The organism is Streptomyces sp. NPDC041784, assembly GCF_055591025.1.
This window is the reverse complement of sequence record NZ_JBVJAB010000003.1, coordinates 598,509-624,509: the sequence shown is the minus strand read 5'-3', so window position 1 is coordinate 624,509 and position 26,001 is coordinate 598,509. Positions and strand designations below refer to the sequence as shown.

The window sequence follows — 26,001 nt, the reverse complement described above, 5'->3', positions numbered from 1 at the left end:
TGGAAGGAGCCGGTGGAGTTCATGCACCACTGCAGCACCAAGTGGGCGACCTACCTGATGAGCCTCAAGAAGCTGGTCGAGACCGGCAAGGGCGAGCCCTCCCCGCACGACGTGCAGATCAGCAACTGGCACTAGACCGTGTCCTTCTGATCGCCGGCAGGCCGTGCCCGGGGGCGATGGCGGGATCACCGCCCAACGGCATGAGCCTCTCGGCGAAGTCGGTGAACACCATCGTCGTGTCGAGCCGCACCTCCTCGTACCGCTCGGCGAGGCCGAGGAACTCCTCGTGCTCGGGCGTCCCCGGATGCGCGACGATCAGCCGCAGCCGGGGATGCCGGGCCGGCACCCGCGCGATCGGGTCAGGGCCGGTGTGCCGGCCCGGGGCAGGTCCGGATCCGCAGTGGATCACCACGGGAACGCGCGCATCGGCCGGCAACCCCCATGCCTGCTCCAGGAGTTCGCCGGCCGGGTCGTACGCGCGCCAACGGCTCGTACCGAGGCCTGCTGATCGAGCACGCGTGTGCTGGTCCCGCCCTGCCCGCCGACCTTGTGGCGGCGGCCCTCCGCATCCGGAACGGCTGACGCTCCGGTGTGGACGGCCACCCTTGCGGACTGCCCCCGGGGTTGAGCGACATCCCCGGGGGCGAGAGCAACGCGCTCTTCAGGACGCGGCCGCCCACGGCGTGGGACGTCAGTCGCTCGCGAGAGTGAACACGTGGAGATCCGCGTGGTGAGGCAGCTTCACGCTCGTGATCGTCCTGCCGTCCGGAGCCGTGAACGGCCTGGTGGCGAACACGTAGGTGGTCACCGGGTCCTTGTCCGCACCCGCGACATTGCGGTACGCGGTTCTGGCGACGACCACGTTGCCGTACTGGACGGTGCCGCCGCCTCCGCCGACGGTCCAGTCCGTGAAGGAGAGGTCGATCGATTCGGTGGCGCCGTCGGAGTAGGTGACCGTGGCGGTGGTCCGCTGGTTGCCGTTGACCGCACTGCCGACGAAGGACAACTTCGTGGCGCCGGACGGGAGGTCGAGTGTCTGGTCGGTGGCGGAGACGTTGTCGGGTCGCCCGTTCGGCGAAGCGGGCCAGGTGAAGGTCAGCCCCTCCACCGTGCCCCGGCCGCCGGGCGTGAGGCCGGCGGCCGCGAGGGCCTGACGGGAGTAGCTCCAGCCGCCGCCGTCGTAGTCGGCCTCGTCATGGTCGCCCGCGTCGTCCGAGACACCGGTGTTGTTGTAGGCCGCGAGCAGAGTGCCGGGGGCGGCGACGGTCAGGGCCACGGGTTGCACGTACGAGGTGTCGCCCGAGGTCACCGTGACCTTCACGTCGTAGAAGCCCTGCCGCGTGTCCTGCGCGGCGATGAGGGTGATCTCCTGGGCGCCGTCGACGACGGTTCCCTCGGCGGGAGTCGCCGTGACGCCGTCCGGGGTCTCCACCCGGAAGCGCACCTCGGGCCCCGTGCCGCCGCTCAGTGACAGAGCGCGGATGCCGGCTTTCGTCCGCTCGCCCGGTGCGAGCGTCGCCGTCGTCGGGCCGACGCCGATCTGGTACGGCTGCTCCCCCGCGCGGAAGGAGGGCGGGGCGTCGGTGGGGTCGCTCCCCCAGCTTCGGTCCGGGGTGCGGGAGAGCGTGTAGTCGAGCCTTCCGCCGTCCCGCACGAGGGACGCCGGCAGCCAAGGGCGTTCGCTGGTCCGGCCGTTGACCTTCAGGGAGCGGATGTAGGGCGCGTCGGCGGCGGCACCCGGCGCGCGCACGGAGATGTCGTTGTCGTGCGGACGATCGATCTCGATGCGGGGGAACAGCGCTGAGGCCAGGACGAGTTCGGCCCGGGACGGCACCTGCGGGTACATGCCGAGCGCCGAGAAGACGTACCAGGACGACATCGCGCCGAGGTCGTCGTTGCCGGGGATGCCTCCGGGCGCCGTCGACCACAGCGCGCTCATCGCGGCACGGACGGTCTCCTGGGTCTTGTGGGGCGCGCCCGCGTAGGCGTACAGGTAGGGGACGTTGATCGACGGTTCGTTGTCCATCTCGGACTTGTCACCGCCGCTGCCGGTGAAGGCCCAGTCGCCGTCGGCGTCGTGGAAGAAGGTGTCGAGGCGGGCGAGCGCCTTGTCCGTGCCGCCCATCGCGGCGAACAGGCCGGCGGGATTGTGCTGCACCATCCACGTGTACTGGGCGGCCGTCCCCTCGACGAACCCGTTGCCGGTGGCCGGGGTGAAGCCGGTGACCCAGCTGCCGTCGGCCTTGCGGTTGGCGATGTACCCGCCGCTCGGGTCGGCGGCGATGTTGAAGTTGTTCTGCCACCACTGGGACCGGCGGGCGAAGTCGGCGGCGGTCTTCTTCCGGCCGGCCGCCGCGGCGAGCTGGGACAGGGCGAAGTCGGCGCCGGACATCTCCAGCGTCTCGGCGGCCCCGCCCCAGGCGTTGGAGACGGACGGCATGTAGTGGAGGCCGAGGTACTTGTCGAGCGAGGGCCGCTGGCCGACGGACAGCACCGGCTTGCCCGCCGACGACAGATCCTGCTGTGTCGGCTCGGTCGCCGCCTCGACCAGTGAGGACAGCGCGCCGCGCAGGTCGAAGTCCGTTCCGCCGAAGGCGCGGATGCCGGCCAGGGCGGCCGGTGAGGGGTCGCCGTTCATGACGTGCGTGCCGCCGGCGCCGTGCAGCCAGCGGTCCCAGATGCCGCCGTTCTGCCGGGCGAACTCGTACAGTGACTGCGCGATGTCCGATCCCGTGCGCGGGTCGAGCAGGGTGAGCAGCTGCACCTGGTCCCGGTACACGTCCCAGCCGGAGAAGGTGCCGTACTGGGCCCGGTGGCCGTGCGGGACGGTGTGCACCTCGCCGTCGCTGCCGCGGTATCTGCGGTCGGCGTCGCTGATCACGTTCGGGTGCAGGAGCGCGTGGTAGAGCGCGGTGTAGAAGGTGGTGCGCTCGGCCTCGGTGCCGCCGCCGACCCGGATGGCGTCGAGCCGTTCGCGCCAGGCACGGCGAGCGGCGTCCTTGACCCCGTCGAAAGTCCGGCGAGGGGGGTTCTCCTTGGCGAGGTTGGCGGCGGCACCGGCCTGACTCACGTACGAGACGCCGACCTTGACGTTCACCGGACCGGATCCCGGCTCGAACTCGACGTATCCGCCGGCGCCCTTGCCCGCGACCGGTCGCCCGCCCGACGAGAAGCCGCCGGTGCCCCCGCTCGCCGACATGGAGCCCGGGCTCAGCGTGTCGTCCTTCCAGGTGCCGGTGGCCTTGAACGCGCGGTCGAAGCGGGCGGTGAAGTGCAGGGTGTAGTAGGCGCGTCGGCCTTCAGGATCGAGGTAGCCGCAGAAGTTGCCGGAGGTGACCGAGCCGGAGACCGTACGCGTCGCCGGGTCGATGGTGACCGTCGAATCGGTCGAGCCGACCTCGGAGTTGGCGGTGCGGATCAGCAGGGACGCGGGCTTGCCGTCCGGGTAGGTGAAGCGGGCCGAGCCCGTGCGGGCCGTCGCCGTGAGGTCGGCGGTCACTCCGGAGGCGAGGCCGACCTTGTAGTGACCGGGCTCGGCCGACTCGTCGGCATGGCTGAAGTCGGAGGCGTAGACGGCGTCCTTGGTGTCGCTCGCGGGCGACGAGGCGACCTCACCCACGTACGGGAAGAACGGGATGTCGCCACTGCCGCCCGCACAGCCCGTACCGGACATGTGAGTGAGGCTGAAACCGCGGATACGCGTGGCGTCGTAGTGGTAGCCGCCGGGTGCGGCGGTGCGGGTGGCGTCGCCTCTGGTGTTCTCCGGGCTGAACGAGAACATGCCGAAGGGGGTGACGGCGCCGGGAAAGACGTTGCCGCCGTTCCTGGTGCCGATGAGCGGATCGACGTAGGGGGTGGGGTCCTCGACGAGACCTGGCGGTGCGGCGGACTCCGCCAGGGCGGGGGTGGCACCGGTGGCCGCCAGGACGGCGGCCAGCAGCAGAGACATCGGACGGAAGCGCATGACGCGGCCCCGCCTCCTTCGGACGGGTCGCGCACCACAGGTCGCACAAGCCGCAGGGACAGTAGCGCGCGCCACGCCTGCCGCGAAAGGGTGCGGGTGCCGTTGCCCGACACCCTTGACATCGTTGTCCACGGAGACGGTAGAGTCATGTACAGACCAACCCCCTGACCGTTGTCGTGCACCGAACGTCGCCACAAGCCCCCCTTTGGCAGACCAGTCGTTCGACCTGGCCATGACGGCCCTCGTCCGTCACCACATCGACGCACGCGGCCGACTTCTCGCGGGAACTCCCCGCATGCTGGGGCCAGGCGGAACTCTCCTCGTGTCCACCACCCGCTCCACGCACCGCGGCCTCGATCAGCGGCGCGGCCGTCGCGGCGAACGGGCCGGCGCAGTTCATCACGGCGGCCGCGCCGTGCAGCGCGCGGCCGAGCGCGGCCGGGTCGTCGGCCGACGCCCGCCGCGCCTCCTACTCCGGAAGTGTCCGCGCCGGCGCCGACAGCTTGCCCGCTTCGCCCTCGACGGCACCGACCACCGCGGCCACCACGAGCAGAACACCGCCATCGCCGCCTACGTGCGCCGGCACAACGCCCAGGCCGGGCCGAAGACCGACTTCGCCCCGGACTCGCCGATCCGCACCTGGACCGAGTACCCGGCCGAGGCAGCCTGAAGAGCCCTCACTCCTCCGGCAGTTCCACGATCACCAATGTGCCCCGGCTCCCGGGGCGGACCGCGTGTGCAGATCCCGCCGCCACCATGAACAGCTCGCCCGCCTGCACCGACACCGGCATGCCGTCCACCTCCAGCTCCAGCCGGCCATCGAGGACCAGCAGAGCCTCGGCGGCTCCATGACTCTCCTCCTCGACCGGCAACTCGTCCATGCGCAGTACCTTCACGCAGACCGCCCCCACCATGCCCAGCCTGCGAGAACTCCACGCCTCCGGCAGGCCGGCCGCCGTCTCCGCAAGGTCGACCGCACTCATGGCACACCCCTCCTCACGGGCCGGTCGGTCACGCCGAACGGGCCCGCACATAAAGATCAATGGATGCCCTGAAAGCTACCTGACCAGGAAAAACAAGTGGTCGACCGTTTGGCAAAGCCTGCCGCCGGGTCCAGAGCGAAGCCAACCCCCGGCGCACGCCAGAGGCTCATCCATGACCCGGCCAACGATCCGAGACGAGCCACTGGTTCTCCGCGACCGGCCGGATCCCGGCGAGCATGTCGTTCAGCGACCGGGTCGCCCGCGCCACGACCTGCCCGGGACGCACGACCTGCACCAGCCCGTCCGCGGTCTCGTCGCGCCGCCCGCCCCGGACACGGGCAACTCGACCGGACACGCCGTGCTTCCCCCTTCGCGACACCTGTGGAGGAGGCGATCGCGGGCTCGGGCGAGGACCGCCACCCGCCGCTCGACGGCACACGGGGAACGTCGTCAGTACGCCCCGAACGACCAGAAGACGCCCACTTCGTCGTCGGTTACCGCGATCAGGCCCAGGTCCTCGAAGAGGTCGAGGCCGTTGAGGTACTCGGAGGTCAGGAAGCCATGGGATTCAGTGCCCTGGAGGCCCGCTGCGAGGAAGTCCGGGGCGGGGTCAGAGGCGGCGGCCGTCGCGCTCTGCGCTCGTGGCGGCGGTGCAGGCGTCGGCATCCGGCGGGCCAGGCCATCGCGCATTCGAGGGTCCAACGGTGCCGACCCAGCCGCCGGCCGGCTCCGTTTGCCCTTGCGGGCGATGCGGGGTGCGATGCCACGACCGCGTCACCAGCGTCGTAGGTGGTGTAGTTGCGGCCCCTTGTCACCGTGGAGTGTGCCGGGCCGGCTCGCCGTCGGCCACGGCGGGAGCGCATCGGCAGGATGCCCTGTACGAGCGGGATGAGGGCCTGGCTGTCGTGCCGGTTCGCGCCGGGGCCGCCGACGGGCAGGGGCAGACCGGTTCGCGCGGGGGCCGGGCGACGGACAGGGGCAGACCGGTTCGCTCGGTGATCGAGTGGATCTTCGAGGCTTACGTGCCGCGATCGGGCGGAGGGCGGCCGGCCGGCGGCTCCCGCCGCCGGGCCGTGATTCCCGGGAGTCCGGCCCGGCCCCACGCCGGCCGATCGTCCGGACAACCGGCTGAGAGCTGCGGGGTGCTCTGCGTGTTCTCTCCGCCGCGCGAGCCCGGTGCGCGACCATACGGACGCCGACGAAGAAGAGCCGACAAAGGAACCACGGAGACAGGAAGAAAGGGCGGACGTGTCCGGCAGCGAGAGCGAGAACCCAGCAATCCCCTCCCCCACCCCCACGTCGACCCGGCCCAGGACGAACCGGGACTGGTGGCCGCATCAACTGGACCTCCAGGTGCTCCATCAACATTCGCCCCGCTCCGATCCGATGGGCGAGGATTTCGACTACGCGAAGGAGTTCGCGACCCTCGACCTCGACGCCCTGAAGCGGGACGTCTTCGAGGTGATGACGGCGTCCCAGGACTGGTGGCCCGCCGACTACGGCCACTACGGGCCGCTGTTCATCCGGATGAGCTGGCACGCCGCCGGGACGTACCGCATCGCCGACGGCCGGGGCGGCGGCGGTTCCGGCGCGCAGCGCTTCGCCCCCCTCAACAGCTGGCCGGACAACGCGAGTCTCGACAAGGCCCGCCGTCTGCTCTGGCCGGTCAAACAGAAGTACGGCCGGAAGATCTCCTGGGCCGACCTCCTGGTGTTCGCCGGTAACTGCGCCATGGAGTCGATGGGCTTCCAGACGTTCGGGTTCGGCTTCGGACGCGAGGACATCTGGGAACCCGAGGAGATCTTCTGGGGGTCCGAGGACACCTGGCTCGGGGACGAGCGCTACAGCGGCGACAGGGAACTCACCGGCCCTCTGGGCGCCGTGCAGATGGGCCTGATCTACGTCAACCCGGAGGGGCCCAACGGCAATCCGGATCCGATGGCGGCCGCCAGGGACGTCCGTGAGACGTTCGGGCGTATGGCGATGAACGACGAGGAGACGGTCGCACTCATCGTCGGCGGCCACACGTTCGGCAAGTGTCACGGCGCGGTCGATCCCTCGTACCTGGGCCCGGAGCCCGAGGCCGCGCCCCTGGAGCAGCAGGGCCTCGGCTGGCGCAACACCCACGGCAGCGGGGCGGGCTCCGACGCGCTCACCAGCGGGCTGGAGGGGGCGTGGACCACCGAGCCCACGCGGTGGGACAACGGATACCTGGACAACCTGTTCCGGTACGACTGGGAACTGACGACCAGTCCCGCCGGCGCGCAGCAGTGGACTCCCACGGACGCCTCGGCCCAGAGCACCGTGCCCGACGCGCACGATCCGTCGAAGCGGCACGCCCCGATGATGCTGACCACGGACCTCGCACTGAAGGTGGACCCGGTCTACGGACCGATCGCCAGACGGTTCCACGAGAAGCCGGACGACCTGGCCGTGGCGTTCGCCAAAGCCTGGTACAAGCTGCTGCACCGCGACATGGGGCCCCTCTCGCGCTACCTCGGCCCGTGGGTCCCCGAGCCGCAGCTGTGGCAGGACCCGGTCCCCGCCGTCGACCACGACCTGGTCGCCGACGCGGACGTCGCCGCCCTGAAGGGCACGATCCTCGCCTCGGGTCTGTCCCTCCCCCAGCTGGTCACCACCGCCTGGGCGGCGGCGGCGAGCTTCCGCGGCACCGACAAGCGGGGCGGGGCCAACGGGGCCCGGATCCGGCTCGCACCGCAGAAGGACTGGGAGGTCAACGACCTGCCCGAGGTGACCGAGGTGCTGCGGACCCTGGAGCGGATCCAGCAGGACTTCAACGGCTCGCAGACCGGCGGCAAGAATGTCTCGCTCGCCGACCTGATCGTCCTGGGCGGGTGCGCCGCTGTCGAGCGGGCCGCGAAGAACGCCGGGCACGCCATCACGGTCCCGTTCGCGCCGGGCCGCACGGACGCCTCGCAGGAGCAGACCGACACGGAGTCGTTCGCCGTGCTCGAACCCCGGGCGGACGGGTTCCGCAACTACGTCCGGGCGGGAGAGAAGCTGTCCCCGGAGACCCTCCTGCTGGACCGCGCCAATCTGCTGACGCTGACCGCTCCCGAGATGACGGTCCTGGTCGGCGGCATGCGGGTCCTGAACACCGGCTTCGGCGGAGTCCCGCACGGCGTCCTCACCCACCGGCCGGAGTCGTTGACCAACGACTTCTTCGTCCATCTCCTCGGCATGGGCACGGTGTGGAAGGCCTCGGCCTCGGACGCGAACGTGTTCGAGGGCCGGGACCGCGCCACCGGCGAGGTCAGGTGGACCGCCACCGCCGTGGACATCGTCTTCGGCGCGCACTCCCAACTGCGCGCCCTCGCCGAGATCTACGCGTCCGCGGACGCGGGCGAGAAGTTCGTACGGGACTTCGTGGCGGCGTGGGACAAGGTGATGAACCTCGACCGGTTCGACCTGCGCTGAGCCCGCCGGGCCGGCCCGCCGTCACCCGTTCCCGTAGTCCTCGACCAGGTAGGCGATGAGGGCGCTCAGGGCATCGGCGCGGTGCCGGTCCTCGCGCTGGTCCCGCAGGACCCGGTCGACCGACCGGAGCCGGCCCAGCGCGGCCGGCTCGCCGTCCCCCACCTCTTCGACCACCGGCCGGGTGATCAGGTCCAGGCACTCGGTGAGCAGCCGGCGCGTGGCGGGGGACGGCGGGCCGGGATCGGGGGCGGCGAGGCCCGTGGTGAGGTGGCGGGCCGGGTCGGTCAGGCTCCAGCCGACGACGGCGCCTCGCTGGACGAGGAGCGCCTGGCCGGGGGGCGATGCCGACCCCGGCCTCCAGCCATCTGGACGGTGTTCCCCAGGGCGTCGGTCACCGACGTGAGCCGACCGGCGTCGTCGCAGGTGGAGCGGGTCGGGATCACCTTACGGCGATGACGCGTCCACGGGTTGCGGGACCTCTTCCGCTCCCCGGGACCTGTCGTCACGACGGCGGCGACCAGCCTGCGCATCCGCCGCCACCGGCCTCCGCGACCGTCGCCACCAGGACGTGCACATCGATTCGATGCATATATCGATTCGATGTGAACCGTGAGACGATGTCCTCATGCTGGAACTCGCGATCCTGGGATTCCTCGCCGAAGGGCCCCTGCCGGGGCATGAACTGCGCCGCCGTGTCGCCCACCTGACCGGCTACACCCGCCCGGTGAGCGACGGCAGCCTCTACCCGGCCATCAGCCGTCTCGCCAAGGCGGGCCTGCTGGAACGGCGGGCCGACCCGCGCGCGGGCACCGCCCGGTACGTGCTCAGCCTGACCGACGCGGGCCGTGCCGAGATGCTGGACCGTCTGCGCGAGCCGGCCGACCACGAGATCACCGACTTCGCGCGGTTCCACACGGTGCTGTCCTTCCTCTCCTTCCTCCCCGATGTCGCGGAACAGCACGCGGTACTGCGCCGACGCCTCGCGTTCCTGGAGGAACCGGCGAGCTTCTTCTACGACGGGGAGCGGCCGCTGCGCGCCGAGGAGGTCGCCGACCCCTACCGGCGCGGCATCCTCCTCACCGCCCGCGCGACCAGCCGCGCCGAACGCACCTGGCTCCGCGAAGTCCTGGGCGAGGAACCGCCCACGTTCTCCTGACACGCCCCCGGAGGTACTTCCATGCTCGCGTCCTGGTACGACGGACAGGGCCCCGCCGCCGACGTCCTGCGCGTCGGTGAACTGCCCGATCCCCACCCCGGCCCCGGCGAGGTACGCGTCCGCGTCACCGTCTCCGGCGTCAACCCCGGCGACACCAAGAAGCGGGGCGGCTGGCTCGGCTCCTCGATGCCCCACCCGCGCGTGATCCCGCACAGCGACGCCGCCGGTGTCATCGACGAGGTGGGCGAGGGTGTCGACGCCCGCCGCGTGGGGCAGCGGGTATGGGTCCACGGCGCGCAGTCCTACCGGGCGTTCGGCACCGCCGCCCAGTACACCGTCGTACCCGATGAGAAGGCCGTGCGGCTCCCCGACCACCTCGGCGACGACCTCGGCGCGAGCCTCGGTATCCCCGGGATCACCGCGCATCGCGCCGTGTTCGCGGACGGACCGGTCGACGGCCGGATCGTGCTCGTGCACGGAGTGCTCGGCGGCGTCGGCTCACTGGCCGCCCAGCTCGCCCGCTGGGGCGGGGCCGTCGTCATCGGCACCGTCCGGCGCACCGGCGACCTCACGCACGTCGACCCGGCCGTCGTCTCCCACGCCGTCGCCCTGGACGCCGACGACCCGGCGGCGGCGATCCGCGCGTACGCGCCCGACGGCGTGCACCGCGTCGTCGAGGTGTCCCTGTCGGCCAACGCCGACCTGGACAACGCGGTCACCACGCTCGACGCCGTCATCGCCGCCTACGGAACCCACGCCGACCGCACCGAACTCCCCTTCTGGCCGCTGCTGTTCAACAACGTCACCCTGCGCCTGCTCGGCAGCGACGACTTTCCGGCCGAGGCCAGACGGCAAGCGGCCCGCGACCTCACCGCGGCCGCCGCGGTCGGCGCGCTGACCGTGGACGTCGGGGACCGGTACCCGCTGGAGGACATCGCCAAGGCCCATGAGCGGGTCGACGCGGGCGGGCGCGGGCGGGTACTGGTCACCGTGCCGGGATGAGGGGCCTGCGAGAGTCGTGAGGGGGAGAGGCCCGCGAGGAGGAGGGGGACCAGTACCGCGGTATCAGTCGCGGTGCGCCGATTCGGTTCCGCAGGAGGCAGGGAGCGCCAAGAACCGCTCCTGGCTTGAGATCAAGGGTCGATCGGGCCCCGCTCACGCAATGATCTCTTCTCGACCGGGACGGCTCGCCTTCCGGCGACGACGTCTCTTCCTGATGATGTGGATCGCCGTCCTGGCCGCCGTGGGCGTCGCGGGCGACGGCGAGCAGGACGGGGGCGCGGCCGAAGTCCGGGTCGATCTCCGCCCAGGACAGCAGGGCGTGGTGGCCGTCCGCGCCGGTCACGGCGATCAGGAAGCGCAGCCGGTCCTTGCGGTGGGCCGGGTCGAAGCCGGGGCCGGCGTCCGCGAGCACGTCGTGCAGCAGCGGCCCGGTGAAGCGGTGGTGCCGGATGCCGCTGGTGGCGCACCCGAAGCTGACCGCGACCCGCCGCTGGGGCCAGGAGCGCAGATCGGCGACGGTCAGCCGGGACGGCCGGGCCAGGTCACCGGTGAGGACGACCTCCGCCGCGGTGCCGGCGGCCGCGAGGGACTGGGTCACGGGCTACCACCTCCAGGATGACCGTACCCGGGCACGGCATCCGTACAAACGCACATACCAGCCTCACGTGCCCATGATCCTGCTCATGCGATGCGACTAAGGACTTACACCTTGCATATGCGGCAGTATGCTCGTCGTACGCGCAGCCGGCCGGGAGGCGGCCTGCGAGGTTCGTGAGAGGGAGTAGATCCGTGATGACCCGTTCCGCGCGCCGGACCCGTCGCACCCTTCGGACGGCCGGTGCCGGAGCCGCCGCGCTGCTGGCCCTGAGCGCCTGCTCTTCCGACGGCTCGGACTCCTCCGCGTCGGGCTCCTCCGCGTCCTCGTCGGCCGCCGCCTCGGACGAGCTGTCCGGCGAGGTGACCGTCTTCGCCGCCGCCTCGCTGAAGGAGAGCTTCACGACGCTGGGCGCGGAGTTCGAGAAGGCCCACCCGGGGACGAAGGTGACCTTCAGCTTCGGCGGCAGCGACTCCCTCGCCGCGAGCATCACCGGCGGCGCCCCGGCCGATGTGTTCGCCTCGGCCAGCCCCAAGACGATGAAGATCGTCACGGACGCGGGGGACGCCTCCGGCACGCCCGCCACCTTCGTGCGCAACCAGCTGGAGATCGCCACCCTGCCGGGCAACCCCGACAAGATCGCCTCGCTCAAGGACCTCACCAGGTCCGGTCTGAAGGTCGTGCTGTGCGACAAGGAGGTGCCGTGCGGTGCCGCCGCGCAGAAGGCCCTCGACGCCGGCAAGCTGAAGCTCACCCCGGTCTCCTACGAGCAGGACGTCAAGTCCGCCCTGACCAAGGTCGAGCTGAAGGAGGCCGACGCGGCCGTCGTCTACAAGACCGATGTGAACGCCGCGGGTGACAAGGTGGAGGGCGTGGAATTCCCCGAGTCGGCCGACGCCGTCAACGACTACCCGATCACCCTGCTCAAGGACTCGAAGAACCCCGCGGCCGCCGCGGCGTTCATCGCGCTGGTGCGGTCGGCCGAGGGCCAGAAGGTCCTGACCGAGGCCGGGTTCCTCCAGCCGTGACCTCCCCGCACGACACGTCCGCCGGCGTGGCCGACACCCTGACGGGCGGCCCACGGCGCGGGCGTCCCCGGAGCCTCGCCGGCCGTGGCGTACCGCTCCCGCTGCTGGTGCCCGCGCTGCTGGGGCTGGTGTTCCTGGTGCTGCCGCTGGTCGCGCTGCTGGTGCGCACTCCCTGGAGCAGTCTGTCGGGCCAGCTGACCAGTCCCGAGGTGTGGCAGGCGCTCCGGCTGTCCCTGGTCTGCGCCACCGCGGCCACCGCCGTGAGCCTGGTGCTCGGGGTGCCGCTGGCCTGGCTGCTGGCCCGGGTCGAGTTCCCCGGCCGCGGGCTGGTCCGGGCCCTGGTCACGTTGCCGCTGGTGCTGCCCCCGGTGGTCGGCGGTGTGGCACTGCTGATGGCGCTCGGCCGCAACGGGGTCGTCGGTAAGTGGCTCGACGCGTGGTTCGGGATCACCCTGCCCTTCACCACCGCCGGGGTCGTGGTCGCCGAGGCGTTCGTGGCCATGCCGTTCCTCGTCATCAGTGTCGAGGGCACCCTGCGCGCCGCCGACCCGCGCTACGAGGAGGCGGCCACCACCCTGGGCGCGTCCCGCTTCACCGCGTTCCGCCGGGTCACGCTGCCGCTGATCGCCCCGGGCGTGGCGGCGGGCGCCGTACTGGCCTGGGCGCGGGCCCTCGGCGAGTTCGGGGCGACCATCACCTTCGCCGGCAACTTCCCCGGCCGTACGCAGACCATGCCGCTGGCCGTCTACCTCGCCCTCCAGAGCGACCCGGAGGCCGCGATCGCCCTCAGCCTGGTGCTGCTGGCCGTGTCGATCGCCGTACTCGCGGGGCTGCGCGACCGCTGGGTCACGGCCTCATGAACACCACCCGGGACAGCGCCACGCGAGACGATCTCCCCATGACCGCCCCCGGTACCCAGGGCCTCGACGCCCGCCTCGTCGTCGACCGCGGTGCCTTCCGCCTCGACGTGGCGCTCACCGTCACGCCCGGCGACGTCGTCGCCCTCCTCGGCCCCAACGGCGCCGGCAAGACCACCGCGCTGCGCGCCCTCGCCGGTCTCGTCCCGCTCACCGACGGCCACCTCCGCCTCGACGGCGCCGAGTTGGACCGTACGCCACCGGAGGCCCGCCCGGTCGGGGTCGTCTTCCAGGACTACCTGCTCTTCCCGCATCTCACCGCCCTCGACAACGTGGCGTTCGGACCGCGCTGCCACGGCGCCACCAAGGCGGAGGCCCGCGCCCTGGCCGCGCGATGGCTGGACCGTATGGGGCTGGCCGAGCACGCGGGCGCCAAGCCGCGCCGGCTGTCCGGCGGCCAGGCCCAGCGCGTCGCCCTCGCCCGCGCCCTGGCCACCCGGCCCCGGCTGCTGCTGCTCGACGAGCCGCTGGCGGCGCTGGACGCCCGCACCCGGCTGGAGGTGCGGGCCGAACTGCGGCGCCATCTCGCCGAGTTCGAGGCCGTCGCCGTCCTGGTCACGCACGATCCGCTCGACGCGATGGTGCTCGCCGACCGGCTGGTCGTCGTCGAGGACGGCCGGACCGTGCAGGAGGGCACGCCGTCCGACATCGCCCGCCATCCGCGCACCGACTACATCGCCCGGCTGGTCGGTCTGAACCTCTACCAGGGCCGGGCCGAGGGGCACACGGTACGGCTCGACGCCGGTCCGAGCCTCACGACGACGGAGGATCTGTCCGGACCGGTGTTCGTGGCGTTCCCGCCGAGCGCGGTCACCCTGCACCGTGAGCGCCCGACGGGCACCAGCGCCCGCAACCTCTGGCGCTGCGAGGTGGCCGGCCTGGAGACCCACGGCGACCAGATCCGCGCCGACCTGACCGGCGAACTGCCGCTGGCCGCCGACCTCACCACGGTCGCCGCCGCCGAACTCGGCCTGCACCCCGGCACCGGGGTCTGGGCGACCGTCAAGGCCGCCCAGACCCACGCCTACCCCGTGTGAGAGACCGGTTTCAGCGCACGTGCGGCACAGCCGAGGGGCGACGGTGCACGTACGGGGGCGGCGGCTCGGCGGGGCCCGCGTCGGCCAGGGCGCGGACGAGATGGTGGTCGGGCGAGAGGGCGCACGCCGGGTCGGTGCGGGCGGCGTCGCCGGTGAGGGCGTACGCCTGGCAGCGGCAGCCGCCGAAGTCCTCCTCCCGGCGGGGGCAGGTGCCGCAGGGGCCGGTCATCCAGGCGGTGCCGCGGAAGCGGTCGAACGCCGGGGAGTGGTCCCAGATCCAGTCGAGCGGACGGTCCCGGACGTTGGGCGGGTCGAGGTCGGGCAGGGACGCGGCGGCCGGGCAGGGCAGGGCCGTGCCGTCGGGGGTGACGGTGAGCGAGACCGCTCCCCAGCCGCCCATGCAGGGCTTGGCGACGCCGTCGAAGTAGTCGGGCACGACCCAGACCAGTTCGACCTGGCCCGCGAGCCGCTCCCGGCGGTCGTCGACGGTCTCCCGGGCGCGGGCCAGCTGGTCGCGGGTGGGCAGCAGCGCGGCCCGGTTGAGCAGACCCCAGCCGTAGAACTGGGTGTTGGCCAGCTCGATACGGTCCACGCCCCAGGACACGCCCAGGTCGATGAGGGCGCCGATCGCGTCGAGGTTGTCGCGGTGCAGCACCACGTTGAGGCCGAGCGGGAGCCCGGCCGCGCGGACCAGGGCCGCGGCCCGTTCCTTGGCCGCGAAGGAGGACGGACGGCCGGCGATCCGGTCGTTGGCGGCGGCCTCGGCGTGCTGGACGGAGAGCTGGACGCTGCGCAGTCCGGCGGCCCGCAGCGCGCTCAGCCGGGCCTCGTCCAGGCCGGTGCCGCTGGTCACCAGCTGGGTGTAGACGCCGGCCGCCTCGGCGGCGGCGACGATCCGCTCCAGGTCGGGCCGCAGCAGCGGCTCACCGCCGGAGAGATGGGTGTGGACGACGCCCAGCGCGGCCGCCTGGCCCAGCACGTCCGCCCACTCGTCGGCGGTCAGTTCGGCCGAACGGCGGGCCAGTTCCAGCGGGTTGGAGCAGTAGGGGCAGTGCAGCGGGCACGCGTGGGTGAGTTCGGCGAGCAGCGCCCAGGGGCGGGGCTGGATCGCCGGTGCGGCGGCGGGCGGGGGCACGGTCATGTGAGCCAGCCCTCCTGGCGCAGCCGGTCGAGGAAGGGCGGTACCTCGTCGGCGACCGGGGCGCCGGGGTGGCGCTCGGCCAGCGCGTCGACGATCCCGCGCACGGTCCGGGTGCCGTCGCACAGGCCGACGACCTGTCCGGCATGCCCCTGAAGGACGACGACCCGTTCGGGCAGGACCAGCAGGTCCGTGCCGCGCACCCGGTCGTGACGCAGCATCAGGGCGGGGGCGAGGGCGGGGCACCAGGCGCGGTCGGCCACGGACGTCATCCCTGTCCCCGCCGGGTGTCCCGCCACGGCCGGACGTCCAGCACCGGGACGCCGTTCTCCGGCGCCGGGCGGGTCTCCGGTCGCGGCCGCGGGTCGGATGCCGGACGGCCGGTGCGCCAGGGGCGCAGGTCCGGCTCCGGGTGGGCAGGGCGGCGGGCGTCCGGCTCCGGGTGCCGGGGCGGCACCTGCGGGGCGGCCGGCTCCGGATGTTCGTTCCGCCAGGGCCGCGTGTACACCGCCGTCCTCCGGCCGGGCGTCGGTCCCCCGGCGCGTTCCTGCTGCACGGCGTCCAGCAGGGACCACAGGACATCGCACTTGAAGGTGAGCGCGGCCACCGCCTTTTCCTGCTCCTCCCGGGTGCGGGCCCACTCCAGGACGAGGGCGAGGGCCTCGGTGCTGTCGCGTCGGCCCTGGTCGACGCGGGTACGGAAGTAGGCGAGCCCGTCCGGCGCGATCCAGGTGTAGTGGCGTTCGAAGGCGTCGATGCGCAGCCGCATCAGGCCGGGCGCGGTCAGTTCGGTGAGCGAGGCGGCGACGGCCTCCAGCGGAGGGCGCAGCCGGCAGAAGTTGACGTAACCCTCGACCGCGAGCCGTACGCCGGGCAGGACGGAGTCGCCCGCCAGCAGACGGTCGCGGTCCAGGCCGGCCGCCTCGCCGAGCCGCAGCCAGCGCTCGATGCCGCCCTCGCCCTCGCCGCGTCCGTCGTGGTCCTCGATCCGGCGCAGCCACATGCGCCGCAGCTGCGGGGAGCCGAGTTTCGCGGTGATCAGCGCGTCCTTGACGGGGATGTGGCGCTGGTAGTGGAAGCGGTTGGCGATCCAGGAGCGGACCTCGTCCTCGTCGAGGTCGCCCTCGTGCATCCGGACGTTGAAGGGGTGGCGGTCGTGGTAGCGCTCCTGGGCCACCGTGCGCAGGCGGTCCTCGAACTCGGTGGGGGTCCAGGGCTCTTTCAGGGGGGCGAGTGCCGTGGTCACAGCTCGATCACCATCTCGTCGTCGGCCACCTCGATGCCCAGCCGGGCGAGCCGCTTGTGCTGGGCCGCGGCGGGGTCGACGAGGGGGTTGGTGTTGTTGAGGTGCGTGTAGAGGCAGCGGGCGGACAGCGTGGCGAGGATGCCGGCGGTGCCGCCCGGTCCGTCGATGGGCAGATGGCCCATGCCGGTGGCGGTGCGGGAGGAGATGCCGGTGCGGCGCGGTTCCTCGTCGTCCCAGAAGGTGCCGTCGACGATGACGCAGTCGGCCTCGGCGGCGACCCGGTGCAGCGCGTCGGACCAGGCGGCGACGGCGGGGGCGTAGACCACGGACCTGCCGGTGGCCGGGTCGTACACGCGCAGGGCGACGACCCAGGCGTCGTCCTCGGGGGCGTCGGCGGCGTACCGGGGGCGTTTCGCGGAGACGGGGACGGCGCTGATCCGCAGGCCGCGGTCGGCCCGGCCGGAGGTCTCGGAGGTGAGGGACCGCGCACCGTGGCACGGCAGGTCCCGCCAGGTCAACGTGGTGTAGGGGCCGAGGACGGCGCCGAGGCGGAGGCGGTCGTCGAGGGCGCGGCGGACCGGGGCCGTGGCGTGGATCTCCAGGGCGTCCGCCTCTCGCAGGCGGGCGATGCCCAGGGTGTGGTCGAGTTCGGCGTCGGTGAGGACGACCCCGGCGATCGGGCTCTGGCGGGGTCCGGGGCCGGGATGGAGCGCGGGGTGGGCCTCGATCTGGTCGCCGATGTCGGGGGTCGCGTTGACGAGGTACCAGCGGCCGTCGTCCGTACGGATCGCGAGGGAGGCGTGCCGGCGGCGCCGCTCGGGATGCGCGCGTGCCCCGGAGCACCCGGGGCACGCGCAGTTCCACTGCGGGACGCCGCCGCCGGCCGCGGTGCCGAGCACGCGCAGCAGCATGGCGGCGGGTTAGCGGGCGGAGAGGGAGTAGGCGGTGACCTCCAGCGCGGTGTCGACGACGGTGTAGCCGGGCGTCTGCCAGGCGGTCCGGTCGGTCTGCTCGGTGGTGGTCGCGGTCGGCTGGTGCGTCCGCTCGGTGGTCTCGTTCATGGTGCGTACCTTCCTTTCGGGGGAGGTGGGTTCACCCCTTCGCGGGATGCGTGCGAAGGGGAGTCACTGGAGGGTGATCCGCAGGATGCGGTCCTTGTTGTCGCCCCGGTCGGTCGTGCCGAGCCAGAGTTCGTCGGCGCCGGGCACCTTGGTGAGCGCCCGCAGCCGGCCGTAGCTGCCGTTGTAGTACGCCTTCGCGGCCCCGACGCCCTTGCCCGTGGCGTCGATCGGCATGGCCCACAGCCGCTGGCCGAGCAGCGTGGTGACGTAGATGACGTCGCGCTTGATCGCGATCTGGGCGGGCACACCGCCCTGGTCCGGCTTCCAGACCATCTTGGGGTCGGTCATTCCGGCCTTGGCGCAGGAGCCCTCGCAGGTGGGCCAGCCGTAGTTCCTGCCCGGCTCGACGAGGTTCAGCTCGTCCCATGTGTTCTCGCCGATCTCGGTCTCCCACAGTCTGCCGCGGGTGTCCCAGGCGAAGCCCTGCGGATTGCGGTGGCCGAGGCTGTAGACGCGGGTGCCGAACGGGTTGCCGGGCGCCGCGGCACCGGTCTTCGTGATGCGCAGGATCTTTCCGTTGAGGGAGTTCTTGTCCTGCGCGAGGTTGCGCTTCAGGGCGTCGCCGACGCTGACGTACAGATAGCCGTCGGGGCCGAAGGCGATCTTGCCGCCGTTGTGGTCGCCGCCGCGGGCGATCCCGCCGAGGATGACGGTGTAGTCGCTGAGCGTCTTGCCGTCGAAGTGCATGCGCACGACCCGGATGTCGGAGGCGGCCGTCTGAACGAAGAAGACGTCCTTGTCCGTGGTGCCGTTCCAGGTCGGCGAGGGAGCGACGCCCAGCAGGCCACCCATGCCTCCGCTCGGGGAGGGAGCCACCGTGAGGGGGACCGTGCCCACCTTCTTCTTGGAGCCGTCCCTCGCCTGGAGCCATACGTCGGCGGTGAACCGCTCGGTCACCAGGGCCTTCGTCCCGTCGGGAAGGAAGGTGATGGCCCAGGGCCTGGTCCAGTTGGTGGAGAGCACCGAGACGCCCGACGGGGCACTCGGTGCCAGGGATCCGGCGGCGGCCGTCGTGGGCTGGAGGAGGCAGGCGCCGAGGAGAGCGGTGGCGGCCGTGAGCACGGCCGTGCCTGGACGGATCCGGCGCAGCGCCGAGCGTGACATGGTGAGGCCTTTCGTTGGTGGGGGGAGTCGACCGGACGGATGTCCGTGGGGGGCGGCCGGTCGTTCTTCTGCCTACTTGCTGACGGTGACCTTGAGGATGCGGTCCTTGCCCACGCCGCCGTCGGTGGTGCCGAGCCACAGTTCGTCGGCGCCGGGGACCTTGGCGAGGGCCCGCAGCCGGCCGAAGGTGCCGTTGTAGTACGACGTCGCGGTCGTGACGTCCGTGCCGGTGTCGTCGATCGGCACGGCCCACAGCCGCTCGCCGCGCAGGGTCGAGACGTAGACGACGTCGTCGGCGATCGCGATCTGCGCGGGTACGCCGCCGTCGTCCGGCTTCCAGACCTTCTTCGGGTCGGTCATGCCCGCCGTGGCGCAGGAGCCCTCGCAGGTGGGCCAGCCGTAGTTCATGCCTGGCTCGATCAGGTTGAGTTCGTCCCAGGTGGAAGCGCCGATCTCGGTCTCCCACAGCCTGCCCCGGGAATCCCAGGCGAGGCCCTGGGGGTTGCGGTGGCCGTAGCTGTAGACAGCGGTTCCGAAGGGGTTTCCGGGGGCCGGCTCACCGGTGCGGGTGATGCGCAGGATCTTCCCGTTGAGGGAGTCCAGGTCCTGGGCGAGCTCGCGCTGGAGGGCGTCGCCGACGGAGACGTACAGATAGCCGTCCGGACCGAAGGCGATCTTGCCGCCGTTGTGGTCGCCGCCCCGGGCGATCCCGCCGAGGACGACGGTGTAGTCGCTCAGCGAGGTGCCGTCGAAGCGCATCCGCGCGACCCGGATGTCGGTTTCGGCCGTGTGGACGAAGAAGACGTCCTGGTCCGTGGTGCCGTTCCAGGTCGGTGACGGGGCGACACCCAGCAGGCCGCCGTTGCCGACTCCGGGGCTGGTGGCGCCGGCGACGGTGTCCGGCACCGTGCCCACCAGCTGCCTGGAGCCGTCACGGCCCAGCACCGAGACCTTGAAGTTGTGGCGCTCGGTCACCAGGGCGTTCGTCCCGTCGGGAAGGAAGGTGATGGCCCAGGGCCTGGTCCAGTTGTCGGAGAGGACGGAGACGCCCGACGGGGCACTCGGTGCCAGGGATCCGGCGGCGGCCGTCGTGGGCTGGAGGAGGCAGGCGCCGAGGAGAGCGGTGGCGGCCGTGAGCACGGCGGTGCCCGGACGGATCCGGTGCAGCGCCGAGCGCGCCGAACGAGACATGCTGAGGCCTTTTCTGTCGTGCGGGGACAGCCGGCTGGATTCCGGGAGGGAAGGGAGTGCGGCGGCGAGTCGGAAGGGGCCGACTTCAAGGAGTATTGGGCGCGGTCCTCGGCGCGGGCCAGCCGGATACCCCCATCCTGCTGACGCGCCGAGCCGGGTTCACTTCACGGTGATCTTGAGGATGAGGTCCTTGGCGGGGCCGCGGTCGCTGGTGCCCAGCCAGAGTTCGTCGGCGCCGGGCACCTTGGCGAGCGCCCGCAGCCGGCCGTGGTCGCGGGCGTAGTACGACGTCGCTTTCCCGACGTCCCTGCCGGTCTCGTCGATCGGCAGCCGCCACAGCCGCCGGCCGCGCAGGGTCGAGACGTAGACGACGTCGTCGGCGATCGCGATCTGCGCGGGTACGCCGCCGTCGTCCGGCTTCCAGACCTTCTTCGGGTCGGTCATGCCCGCCTTGTCACACGAGCCCTCGCAGGTGGGCCAGCCGTAGTTCAGGCCGGGCTCGATCAGGTTGAGTTCGTCGAAGGTCTTGAGGCCGATCTCCGTCTCCCACAGCCGCCCGGCGCTGTCCCAGGCCAGGCCCTCGGGGTTGCGGTGGCCGTAGCTGTAGACAGCGGTTCCGAAGGGGTTTCCGGGGGCCGGCTCACCGGTGCGGGTGATGCGCAGGATCTTCCCGTTGAGGGAGTCCAGGTCCTGGGCGAGCTTGGCCTCGTACGCGTCGCCGGTGGTGACGTAGAGGTAGCCGTCGGGTCCGAAGGCGAGCGCTCCGCCGTTGTGCTGGCTGTCCCTGCGGATCCCGGTCAGGACGGGTGTGTAGTCGGACAGGGACGTGCCGTCGAAGCTCATCCTGACGACCCGGTTGTCGGTGTCCGTGGTCTCCATGAAGAACACGTCCAGGTCCGTGACGCCGTCCCACGTCGGGGAGACGGCGACGCCCAGCAGGCCGCCCTTGTCCTGGGTCTCCTTGCTCCATACGACGTTCGGGACCGTGCCGACGAGGCGGCGGGATCCGTCGCGTCCGGCCTGCCAGACCTGGCCGGTGTTGCGTTCCGTCACCAGGGCCGTCTCGCCGTCCGGCAGAAAGGAGATGCCCCAGGGTGTCGTCCACTCGCCGGACAGGGTGCTGATCTCCGAGGGCGCGCGGTCCGTGCCGAGGCCGGTGCCGGGCTCGGGGTCGGCGAGCGCGGTGTCCGCCGTACGGAGTGCGGACGGTGCCGGTGCCGCGGCGGCCGACGAGGCCGGGAGCACCCCGGCCGTGACGACGGCGGTGACGGCGGTGACGGCGGCGACGGCGGCGAGGCCCGGACGGACTCTGGACAACGTCGAACGCGCCAAGCGTGACATGGTGCGGCCTTCCTGTGGTGGGGGACGCCGGCTCAACCGCGACAGGACTTCGCGTTCGGCGCCGAGTCGGACACGGCCGACACCCAGGAGTATTGACACGGCTCCGCCGCCGGCCACCTGGAATCACCCATCCTGCTGACGGCCCGTCGGCTCCGGACCCGCCCCCACGACCCGGACGGCGCCGGGCGGCACGAGCCGCTCCGGCGCCGCGGAGGACGTGCGTGGGACCGGTCCGCGCACCGCTGCCGCGGACCGGCGGGGTCACGGATAGATGAGCGGCAGGAGCGCGAAGTCGTCCGCGTTGGGCACGGTGGTCGAGGTCCGCGAGCTGTACATACAGCTCGTCGTGGAGGTGCCGTGGCCCAGGCCGAGCACGTGCCCCGCCTCGTGGCAGGCGGTGTTGCGGTGTTCGGCGGCGCTTCCGCCGTAGTAGTCGTTCAGCCGCATGGAGACGCTGCCGTCGACCAGATAGCGGTTGCCGTCGTACGAGTAGCTGGTCTGGCCGGTCCAGCCGGTGGCGCCGCTGTTGCCGCTGTAGACGTGCGCGCAGTGTGTCCCGCCGCCCGGGCAGCCGGCCGTGTACCAACGGTAGTAGGAGTCGACGCCCACCGACTCGTGCCACTTCGGGACGACGGCGGTCATCGGCCAGGCCGAGGACGTGTGGTCGAGGAAGTACACCTGCGGGTCGGCGAAGCCGTTGTGCGCCCAGCGGACCGGCGCGCACTCCATGGTGCGGGCGGTGCCGTAGGAGCAGGGCAGGGCGAGCGTCACCGCGTCCCGCGACGTGGGTGCCTGGACGCCGCTCACCCCCTTGGCCCGGAGCTTCTCGGCGAGCGCGGCGGCGGTGACGCCCGGCGCGGGGCGGTAGACGGTGACGGAGGTGGTGCCGTCGGTGTTCTGCCGGACGGCGTAGACGTCGCCGGCGGCGTCGGCCGGTACCGCGGAGGCGGTGCCGGTGCCGGTGCCGACCACGGTGCCGGTGCTGGTGTCGACGCCGGTGCTGCTGTCGGTGTCGGCGGCGGGCGCGGCGGCGGCCTGGGCGGGAATGCCCAGGCCGACGGCGAGCACGGTGAGCACGGTGAGCAGTAAGCCGCCGGTCCGGTGTCTCGAGAGCGCTTTCATACGGAGTTCTCTCCCTTGCTCGGTGGTGGGGTCGTCGTGTGGCGCACAGAGCAGGGAGGGGAAAAGAGGTGTGCCGGCAGGGCGGCGCGCCGCCGCCCGGCAAGGATCCGTACCGGCCCCCCGGTCCCCCACCCCCCGGCCCGGCGCGGTCAACCGCCGGGCGTGTCCACGCCAAGCTAGAGTGGTGTCCAAGCCATGACAATAGAGGGAGGGGGGCAGGATCCGGACAGGATCGGACACATGAGTCGGACACACGAAAGGAACGGAATACGTATCCAGATACGTGTTTCTACTGAGGCCCATCCGCCCACCCGCCGTCTACGTTCGGGGAGTCGGGGACACACGCGGTATTGAGGGGACTGAGTGAAAGGCAACACCCGAGGGAACGTGGGGAGTTGGGTGACGCTCCTGGTGGCGGGCAGTCTGGTGGCCGGGTGTTCGGCGCGGGGAGGGGACGGCACGGCGTCCGGGCCCAGCCCCTCGTCCTCGGCCGGCACCTCCCCGGGAGCCGGGGCGACCCCCTCGGGCGCCTCCACCGCCGCCTCCGTCTTCACCCCCGACGCCTCACTGGTGCCCAGGACCGCCCGGGCCGGGCGGAGTCTGGCCGACGCCGTGGTGTTCACCCCGGGCGACTGGGGCCGGGGCTTCACCGCCCAGGCCCCGGCGCAGAGCACCCCGGGCACCTGGGCCGTGCTGGACGACGGCTGCCGCTGGCAGCGCGAGAAGCTCCCCGCCGGCGTCCTGGCCAGCCTGTCCCGGTACAGCGTGCGGCAGGCCACCGGAGGCGAGGGCGCCGTCAAGGTGACGGCCGTGGCCACCGTGCACGGCTCCGTCCTCAGCGCCGACGAACAGCTCAGCACCACGCTCGAGGAGGTCCTGCGCTGTCCGGACCAGCAGCCCCGGGACGGCGAGCGGATCACTGGCCTGAACTCGGCCGGCTCACCCTTCGGCACCCGTGAGCAGAACTACGCCGACGACTCGGTCCTCGAAGTCGGCCGGTACACCGAGCGCGGCGGCGCGGCCCAACCGTACCGGTGGACGCTCGCCCGGCTCGGCACGGTCGTCGTGGCCGTCTCCGTGACGGGCTCGCAGGACCACACCGAGGAGGAGCTGAACCAACTGGGCAGCACCGCCCTCGCCCGGATGCTGGAACGCGTCCAGCAGCGGCTGAAGGGGAAGTGATGGAACCGCTGCGTACCTCCGACCCCGCCAGGCTGGCGGGCCACCGGCTGCTCGGGCGGCTCGGCGCGGGCGGCATGGGTGTGGTGTACCTCGCCCGCTCGGCCGGCGGAACCCTGGTCGCGCTGAAGGTGATCCAGGCCGAGTACGCCGAGGACACCGGTTTCCGGGAGCGTTTCCGGCGCGAGGCGGACACGGCCCGCCGGATGACCAGCCCCTGGGTGGCCGCCCTCGTCGACGCGGACCCGGCGGCCGAACAGCCCTGGCTCGCCACCGTGTTCGTGCCGGGCCCCTCGCTCGCCGAGGCCGTCGCCGCGCACGGGCCGCTGCCGGTACGGAGTCTGCGCGCCCTGGGCGCCCGGCTCGCGCACGCCCTGCGGGACCTGCACGCGGCCGGTCTCGTGCACCGGGACGTCAAGCCGGGCAACGTCCTGCTCGCACCGGACGGGCCCCGGCTGATCGACTTCGGCGTGGCCCGGGCCCCGGAGGACACCTCGCTCACCTCGACCGGCGTCGTCGTCGGCACTCCCGGCTTCCTGCCCCCGGAGCAGACGCGGGGCGGACGGGAGCTGGAGCCGGCCGGTGACGTCTTCTCGCTGGGCTGCGTGCTGGCCCACGCGGCCACCGGGCGGCCTCCGTTCGGCACCGGGACGGCGGAGGCCCTGCTGTACCGCACGGTGCACGACGAGCCGGATCTGGACGGTCTTCCGGAGGAACTGGCCGAGGTGGTGGGCCGCTGCCTGGCGAAGGACCCCGCGCAGCGACCGACGGCCGAGGCGCTCGCCGAGGCCCTCGCGCCGCCGGCACCCGGCACGCAGCCCGCCACGCCGCCGACCCCTGGCACGCCTCCTGCCACGCCGCCCGACCCCCGGGAGGCGTGGCGGGCGGTGCGACCCGAGGCCGCCGACGGGCCCGCCGCCCCGCATCCGGCGCGGGCGGACCGACCCATCGAGGACGGAACGCCCGAAGACGGAACGCCCGAAGACGGAACGCCCGAGGATCGAAAGCCCGAGAAGCCACTGCCCGGGGACCCACGGCCACAGGACCGAACACCCGAGGACCAACTGCCCGACGACGAAGCCTGGTTGCCCGAGCCGTTGATCCGGCTGATCGCCGAACGGTCGGCCGCCTCGCTCGCGCTGCACGGCATCGACGACACCGAGGTCGACCCCGCGCCCGCACCGGCCGCCGAGCCGCCGCCCGGCGGCGGCCTGCGCAGACGCCGTTTCCTGCTGCTGGCCGGTGGCGCGACGGCCGTGGCGGCCGGCGGCGGCCTGGCGGCCTGGGCGGCGCTCTCCGGTGACGGCGACGATCCGGGCGGCTCCGCCGGCCCGGCGGCGACGGACGGCAAGCCCGTGCACACCATCGCGCTGCACGCCGATCTGAGCGGTGACCAGAAGGCCGTCGGCCGGGCGCAGGAGCGCGGACTGCGGCTCGCGGTCGAGGAGTTCAACGCCGTCGCCAACCGGCCGTTCACGCTCGCCGTGCGGACCGCGGACGACGGCGGCGACCCCGGCCGGGCCCCCGCCGCGGCCGAGGAACTGATCGCCGACCGCTCCGTGCTGGCGGTGATCGGCCCCACCACGGACGCCACCGCCCTCGCCACGCTCGCCACGTACGACGCCGCCTCGCTGCCCCTGATCTCCGTGTCGCCCGGCGGCAGCGTGCTGGGCGCGATGGGCAGCCGGTCCTTCCTCCACGCCCGGGTGACGGACACGATCATGCCCTTCTACCTCCACGCGTATCTGCGCGGCACCGCGAAGTCACGGACCGTCGGGATCGTCGACGACCGGGCGGCGGACGCCTACGCCTGGGAGATCAGCAGCACCCTCACCCGGATCCTGCGGGACGCCCGGCAGCCGGCCGTACCGAAGGTGGTCAGCGCGCTGCGGACCGACTTCGGGCCCACCCTCGACGCCCTCGCCGACGGGGGCGCGGACTCCGTGGTCTTCGCCGGCTACCACGACCGGGCCGCGCTGCTGGCCCGCGAACTGACGCGCCGTGACTTCCCCGGTGCCCGGACCGCCGCGCAGGGGGTGCTCGACGCCCGGTTCCTGACCGCCGCCGGGGACGCGGCCGAGGGCTGGGTGATCGTCGCCCCGGTCATGGACGCCTCCGTCGCACCCGAGGCCAAGGCGTTCGCCGCCGCCCACCGCAAGCGGTTCGGCGCCGCGCCGAAGCCGTACGCCGTCGAGACGTACGACGTGGCTCGGCTGACCGCGAAGACCCTGGGCTCGTCGGCTGTCGCGAAGGCGACCCGCCAGAACCTGACGACGGCCCTGCGCGGCGCCACCTACCGGGGGATCACCAAGAACTTCGCGTTCGACAAGTCGACCGGGACGCTGGTCATCGACGGCACCGGCGTCCATCTGTGGAAGGTCGTCGACGGCCGGTTCGCGTACCAGGGCGTGGCACCGTTCCAGGTGTCCACCTGAGGGG

The 26,001-nt window shown here is 72.5% G+C and carries 22 protein-coding genes and 4 pseudogenes; 9 read left to right on the top strand and 17 right to left on the bottom strand.

The window, feature by feature from the left end:
* Window positions 1-196 precede the first annotated feature (196 nt).
* Together ACZ6D7_RS09415 and ACZ6D7_RS09410 are read right to left on the bottom strand one after the other, a co-directional pair.
* A pseudogene (locus tag ACZ6D7_RS09415) lies at window positions 197-478 on the bottom strand (amidohydrolase family protein); the annotation flags it as partial.
* 213 nt (window positions 479-691) lie between these two features.
* Window positions 692-3,964, bottom strand: coding sequence for a GH92 family glycosyl hydrolase (locus ACZ6D7_RS09410; RefSeq protein WP_469485963.1), 3,273 nt, complete (start codon window positions 3,962-3,964; stop codon window positions 692-694).
* On the opposite strand from ACZ6D7_RS09410, the gene ACZ6D7_RS09405 reads away from it, so the two are divergent.
* The gene (locus tag ACZ6D7_RS09405) at window positions 3,963-4,634 is read left to right on the top strand and encodes a methyltransferase domain-containing protein (RefSeq protein WP_469485961.1); all 672 of its coding nucleotides are present in this window, start codon (window positions 3,963-3,965) and stop codon (window positions 4,632-4,634) included. The two genes, ACZ6D7_RS09410 and ACZ6D7_RS09405, sit on opposite strands and share 2 nt — an antisense overlap.
* A 7-nt stretch (window positions 4,635-4,641) precedes the next feature.
* Here the strand turns inward: ACZ6D7_RS09405 and ACZ6D7_RS09400 are convergent, their stop codons facing one another.
* The 4 genes and pseudogenes from ACZ6D7_RS09400 to ACZ6D7_RS09385 all read right to left on the bottom strand — a co-directional run.
* The gene (locus tag ACZ6D7_RS09400; RefSeq protein WP_469485958.1) at window positions 4,642-4,947 is read right to left on the bottom strand and encodes a cupin domain-containing protein; all 306 of its coding nucleotides are present in this window, start codon (window positions 4,945-4,947) and stop codon (window positions 4,642-4,644) included.
* Window positions 4,948-5,113: 166 nt separating this feature from the next.
* The gene (locus tag ACZ6D7_RS09395) at window positions 5,114-5,302 is read right to left on the bottom strand and encodes a hypothetical protein (protein WP_469485951.1); all 189 of its coding nucleotides are present in this window, start codon (window positions 5,300-5,302) and stop codon (window positions 5,114-5,116) included.
* Window positions 5,303-5,397: 95 nt separating this feature from the next.
* Window positions 5,398-5,637, bottom strand: coding sequence for a hypothetical protein (locus ACZ6D7_RS09390; RefSeq protein WP_469486068.1), 240 nt, complete (start codon window positions 5,635-5,637; stop codon window positions 5,398-5,400).
* Window positions 5,580-5,900, bottom strand: a pseudogene (locus ACZ6D7_RS09385) (transposase); the annotation flags it as partial. The gene ACZ6D7_RS09390 and the pseudogene ACZ6D7_RS09385, both read right to left, overlap by 58 nt.
* Window positions 5,901-6,195: 295 nt before the next feature.
* Between ACZ6D7_RS09385 and katG the strand changes: the two are divergent.
* Window positions 6,196-8,385 carry a catalase/peroxidase HPI gene (katG, locus tag ACZ6D7_RS09380; RefSeq protein ID WP_469485945.1) on the top strand — a complete coding sequence of 730 codons (2,190 nt, stop codon included), beginning with the start codon at window positions 6,196-6,198 and terminating at the stop codon, window positions 8,383-8,385.
* A 21-nt stretch (window positions 8,386-8,406) separates the two neighbouring features.
* Here katG and ACZ6D7_RS09375 read toward each other — a convergent pair whose 3' ends face one another.
* Entirely contained in the window at window positions 8,407-8,559 is a 153-nt protein-coding gene (locus tag ACZ6D7_RS09375; protein ID WP_469485940.1) for a hypothetical protein, read from the bottom strand.
* Window positions 8,560-9,010: 451 nt separating this feature from the next.
* Between ACZ6D7_RS09375 and ACZ6D7_RS09370 the strand changes: the two genes are divergently transcribed.
* Both ACZ6D7_RS09370 and ACZ6D7_RS09365 read left to right on the top strand, forming a co-directional pair.
* A complete protein-coding gene (locus ACZ6D7_RS09370; protein WP_469485936.1) occupies window positions 9,011-9,541 on the top strand; it encodes a PadR family transcriptional regulator in 531 nt (176 codons plus the stop codon).
* A gap of 21 nt (window positions 9,542-9,562) precedes the next feature.
* Window positions 9,563-10,543 carry an NADPH:quinone reductase gene (locus ACZ6D7_RS09365; RefSeq protein WP_469485932.1) on the top strand — a complete coding sequence of 327 codons (981 nt, stop codon included), beginning with the start codon at window positions 9,563-9,565 and terminating at the stop codon, window positions 10,541-10,543.
* Window positions 10,544-10,790: 247 nt separating this feature from the next.
* Here the strand turns inward: ACZ6D7_RS09365 and ACZ6D7_RS09360 are convergent.
* Window positions 10,791-11,141, bottom strand: a pseudogene (locus tag ACZ6D7_RS09360) (molybdopterin-dependent oxidoreductase); the annotation flags it as partial.
* A gap of 194 nt (window positions 11,142-11,335) precedes the next feature.
* Here ACZ6D7_RS09360 and modA point away from each other — a divergent pair.
* From modA to ACZ6D7_RS09345, 3 genes are read left to right on the top strand one after another with little or no spacing between them, the layout of a single operon-like run.
* A complete protein-coding gene (modA, locus tag ACZ6D7_RS09355) occupies window positions 11,336-12,166 on the top strand; it encodes a molybdate ABC transporter substrate-binding protein (protein ID WP_469485927.1) in 831 nt (276 codons plus the stop codon).
* Window positions 12,163-13,026, top strand: a complete 864-nt coding sequence (locus tag ACZ6D7_RS09350; protein ID WP_469485920.1) for an ABC transporter permease — start codon at window positions 12,163-12,165, stop codon at window positions 13,024-13,026. The genes modA and ACZ6D7_RS09350 overlap by 4 nt, the downstream gene beginning before the upstream one ends.
* Before the next feature lie 38 nt (window positions 13,027-13,064).
* Window positions 13,065-14,120: an ABC transporter ATP-binding protein gene (locus ACZ6D7_RS09345; RefSeq protein WP_469485916.1), complete on the top strand. Its 1,056-nt coding sequence runs from the start codon at window positions 13,065-13,067 to the stop codon at window positions 14,118-14,120.
* 10 nt (window positions 14,121-14,130) lie between these two features.
* Here the strand turns inward: ACZ6D7_RS09345 and pqqE are convergent, their stop codons facing one another.
* The 9 genes and pseudogenes from pqqE to ACZ6D7_RS09300 all read right to left on the bottom strand — a co-directional run bounded on the left by pqqE (window position 14,131) and on the right by ACZ6D7_RS09300 (window position 22,383).
* Window positions 14,131-15,261 carry a pyrroloquinoline quinone biosynthesis protein PqqE gene (gene pqqE, locus ACZ6D7_RS09340; RefSeq protein ID WP_469485911.1) on the bottom strand — a complete coding sequence of 377 codons (1,131 nt, stop codon included), beginning with the start codon at window positions 15,259-15,261 and terminating at the stop codon, window positions 14,131-14,133.
* Window positions 15,258-15,530: a pyrroloquinoline quinone biosynthesis peptide chaperone PqqD gene (pqqD, locus tag ACZ6D7_RS09335; protein WP_469485907.1), complete on the bottom strand. Its 273-nt coding sequence runs from the start codon at window positions 15,528-15,530 to the stop codon at window positions 15,258-15,260. Before pqqD ends, pqqE begins: the two co-directional genes overlap by 4 nt.
* A gap of 275 nt (window positions 15,531-15,805) precedes the next feature.
* Window positions 15,806-16,504, bottom strand: a pseudogene (gene pqqC, locus ACZ6D7_RS09330) (pyrroloquinoline-quinone synthase PqqC); the annotation flags it as partial.
* Window positions 16,501-17,415 carry a pyrroloquinoline quinone biosynthesis protein PqqB gene (pqqB, locus tag ACZ6D7_RS09325; RefSeq protein WP_469485904.1) on the bottom strand — a complete coding sequence of 305 codons (915 nt, stop codon included), beginning with the start codon at window positions 17,413-17,415 and terminating at the stop codon, window positions 16,501-16,503. The gene pqqB and the pseudogene pqqC, both read right to left, overlap by 4 nt.
* Before the next feature lie 9 nt (window positions 17,416-17,424).
* The gene (pqqA, locus tag ACZ6D7_RS09320) at window positions 17,425-17,565 is read right to left on the bottom strand and encodes a pyrroloquinoline quinone precursor peptide PqqA (protein WP_469485900.1); all 141 of its coding nucleotides are present in this window, start codon (window positions 17,563-17,565) and stop codon (window positions 17,425-17,427) included.
* Between the two features lie 63 nt (window positions 17,566-17,628).
* Entirely contained in the window at window positions 17,629-18,729 is a 1,101-nt protein-coding gene (locus tag ACZ6D7_RS09315) for a PQQ-dependent sugar dehydrogenase (protein ID WP_469485897.1), read from the bottom strand.
* Window positions 18,730-18,801: 72 nt separating this feature from the next.
* Window positions 18,802-19,920: a PQQ-dependent sugar dehydrogenase gene (locus tag ACZ6D7_RS09310; RefSeq protein WP_469485894.1), complete on the bottom strand. Its 1,119-nt coding sequence runs from the start codon at window positions 19,918-19,920 to the stop codon at window positions 18,802-18,804.
* Between the two features lie 159 nt (window positions 19,921-20,079).
* Window positions 20,080-21,237 carry a PQQ-dependent sugar dehydrogenase gene (locus ACZ6D7_RS09305; protein ID WP_469485891.1) on the bottom strand — a complete coding sequence of 386 codons (1,158 nt, stop codon included), beginning with the start codon at window positions 21,235-21,237 and terminating at the stop codon, window positions 20,080-20,082.
* 285 nt (window positions 21,238-21,522) lie between these two features.
* Window positions 21,523-22,383: a matrixin family metalloprotease gene (locus ACZ6D7_RS09300; RefSeq protein ID WP_469485888.1), complete on the bottom strand. Its 861-nt coding sequence runs from the start codon at window positions 22,381-22,383 to the stop codon at window positions 21,523-21,525.
* 399 nt (window positions 22,384-22,782) lie between these two features.
* Here ACZ6D7_RS09300 and ACZ6D7_RS09295 point away from each other — a divergent pair, with 399 nt between their 5' ends.
* Both ACZ6D7_RS09295 and ACZ6D7_RS09290 read left to right on the top strand, forming a co-directional pair.
* Window positions 22,783-23,565, top strand: coding sequence for a hypothetical protein (locus tag ACZ6D7_RS09295; protein WP_469485885.1), 783 nt, complete (start codon window positions 22,783-22,785; stop codon window positions 23,563-23,565).
* Window positions 23,565-25,997, top strand: coding sequence for a bifunctional serine/threonine-protein kinase/ABC transporter substrate-binding protein (locus tag ACZ6D7_RS09290; protein WP_469485879.1), 2,433 nt, complete (start codon window positions 23,565-23,567; stop codon window positions 25,995-25,997). The genes ACZ6D7_RS09295 and ACZ6D7_RS09290 overlap by 1 nt, the downstream gene beginning before the upstream one ends.
* Window positions 25,998-26,001: the final 4 nt, after the last annotated feature.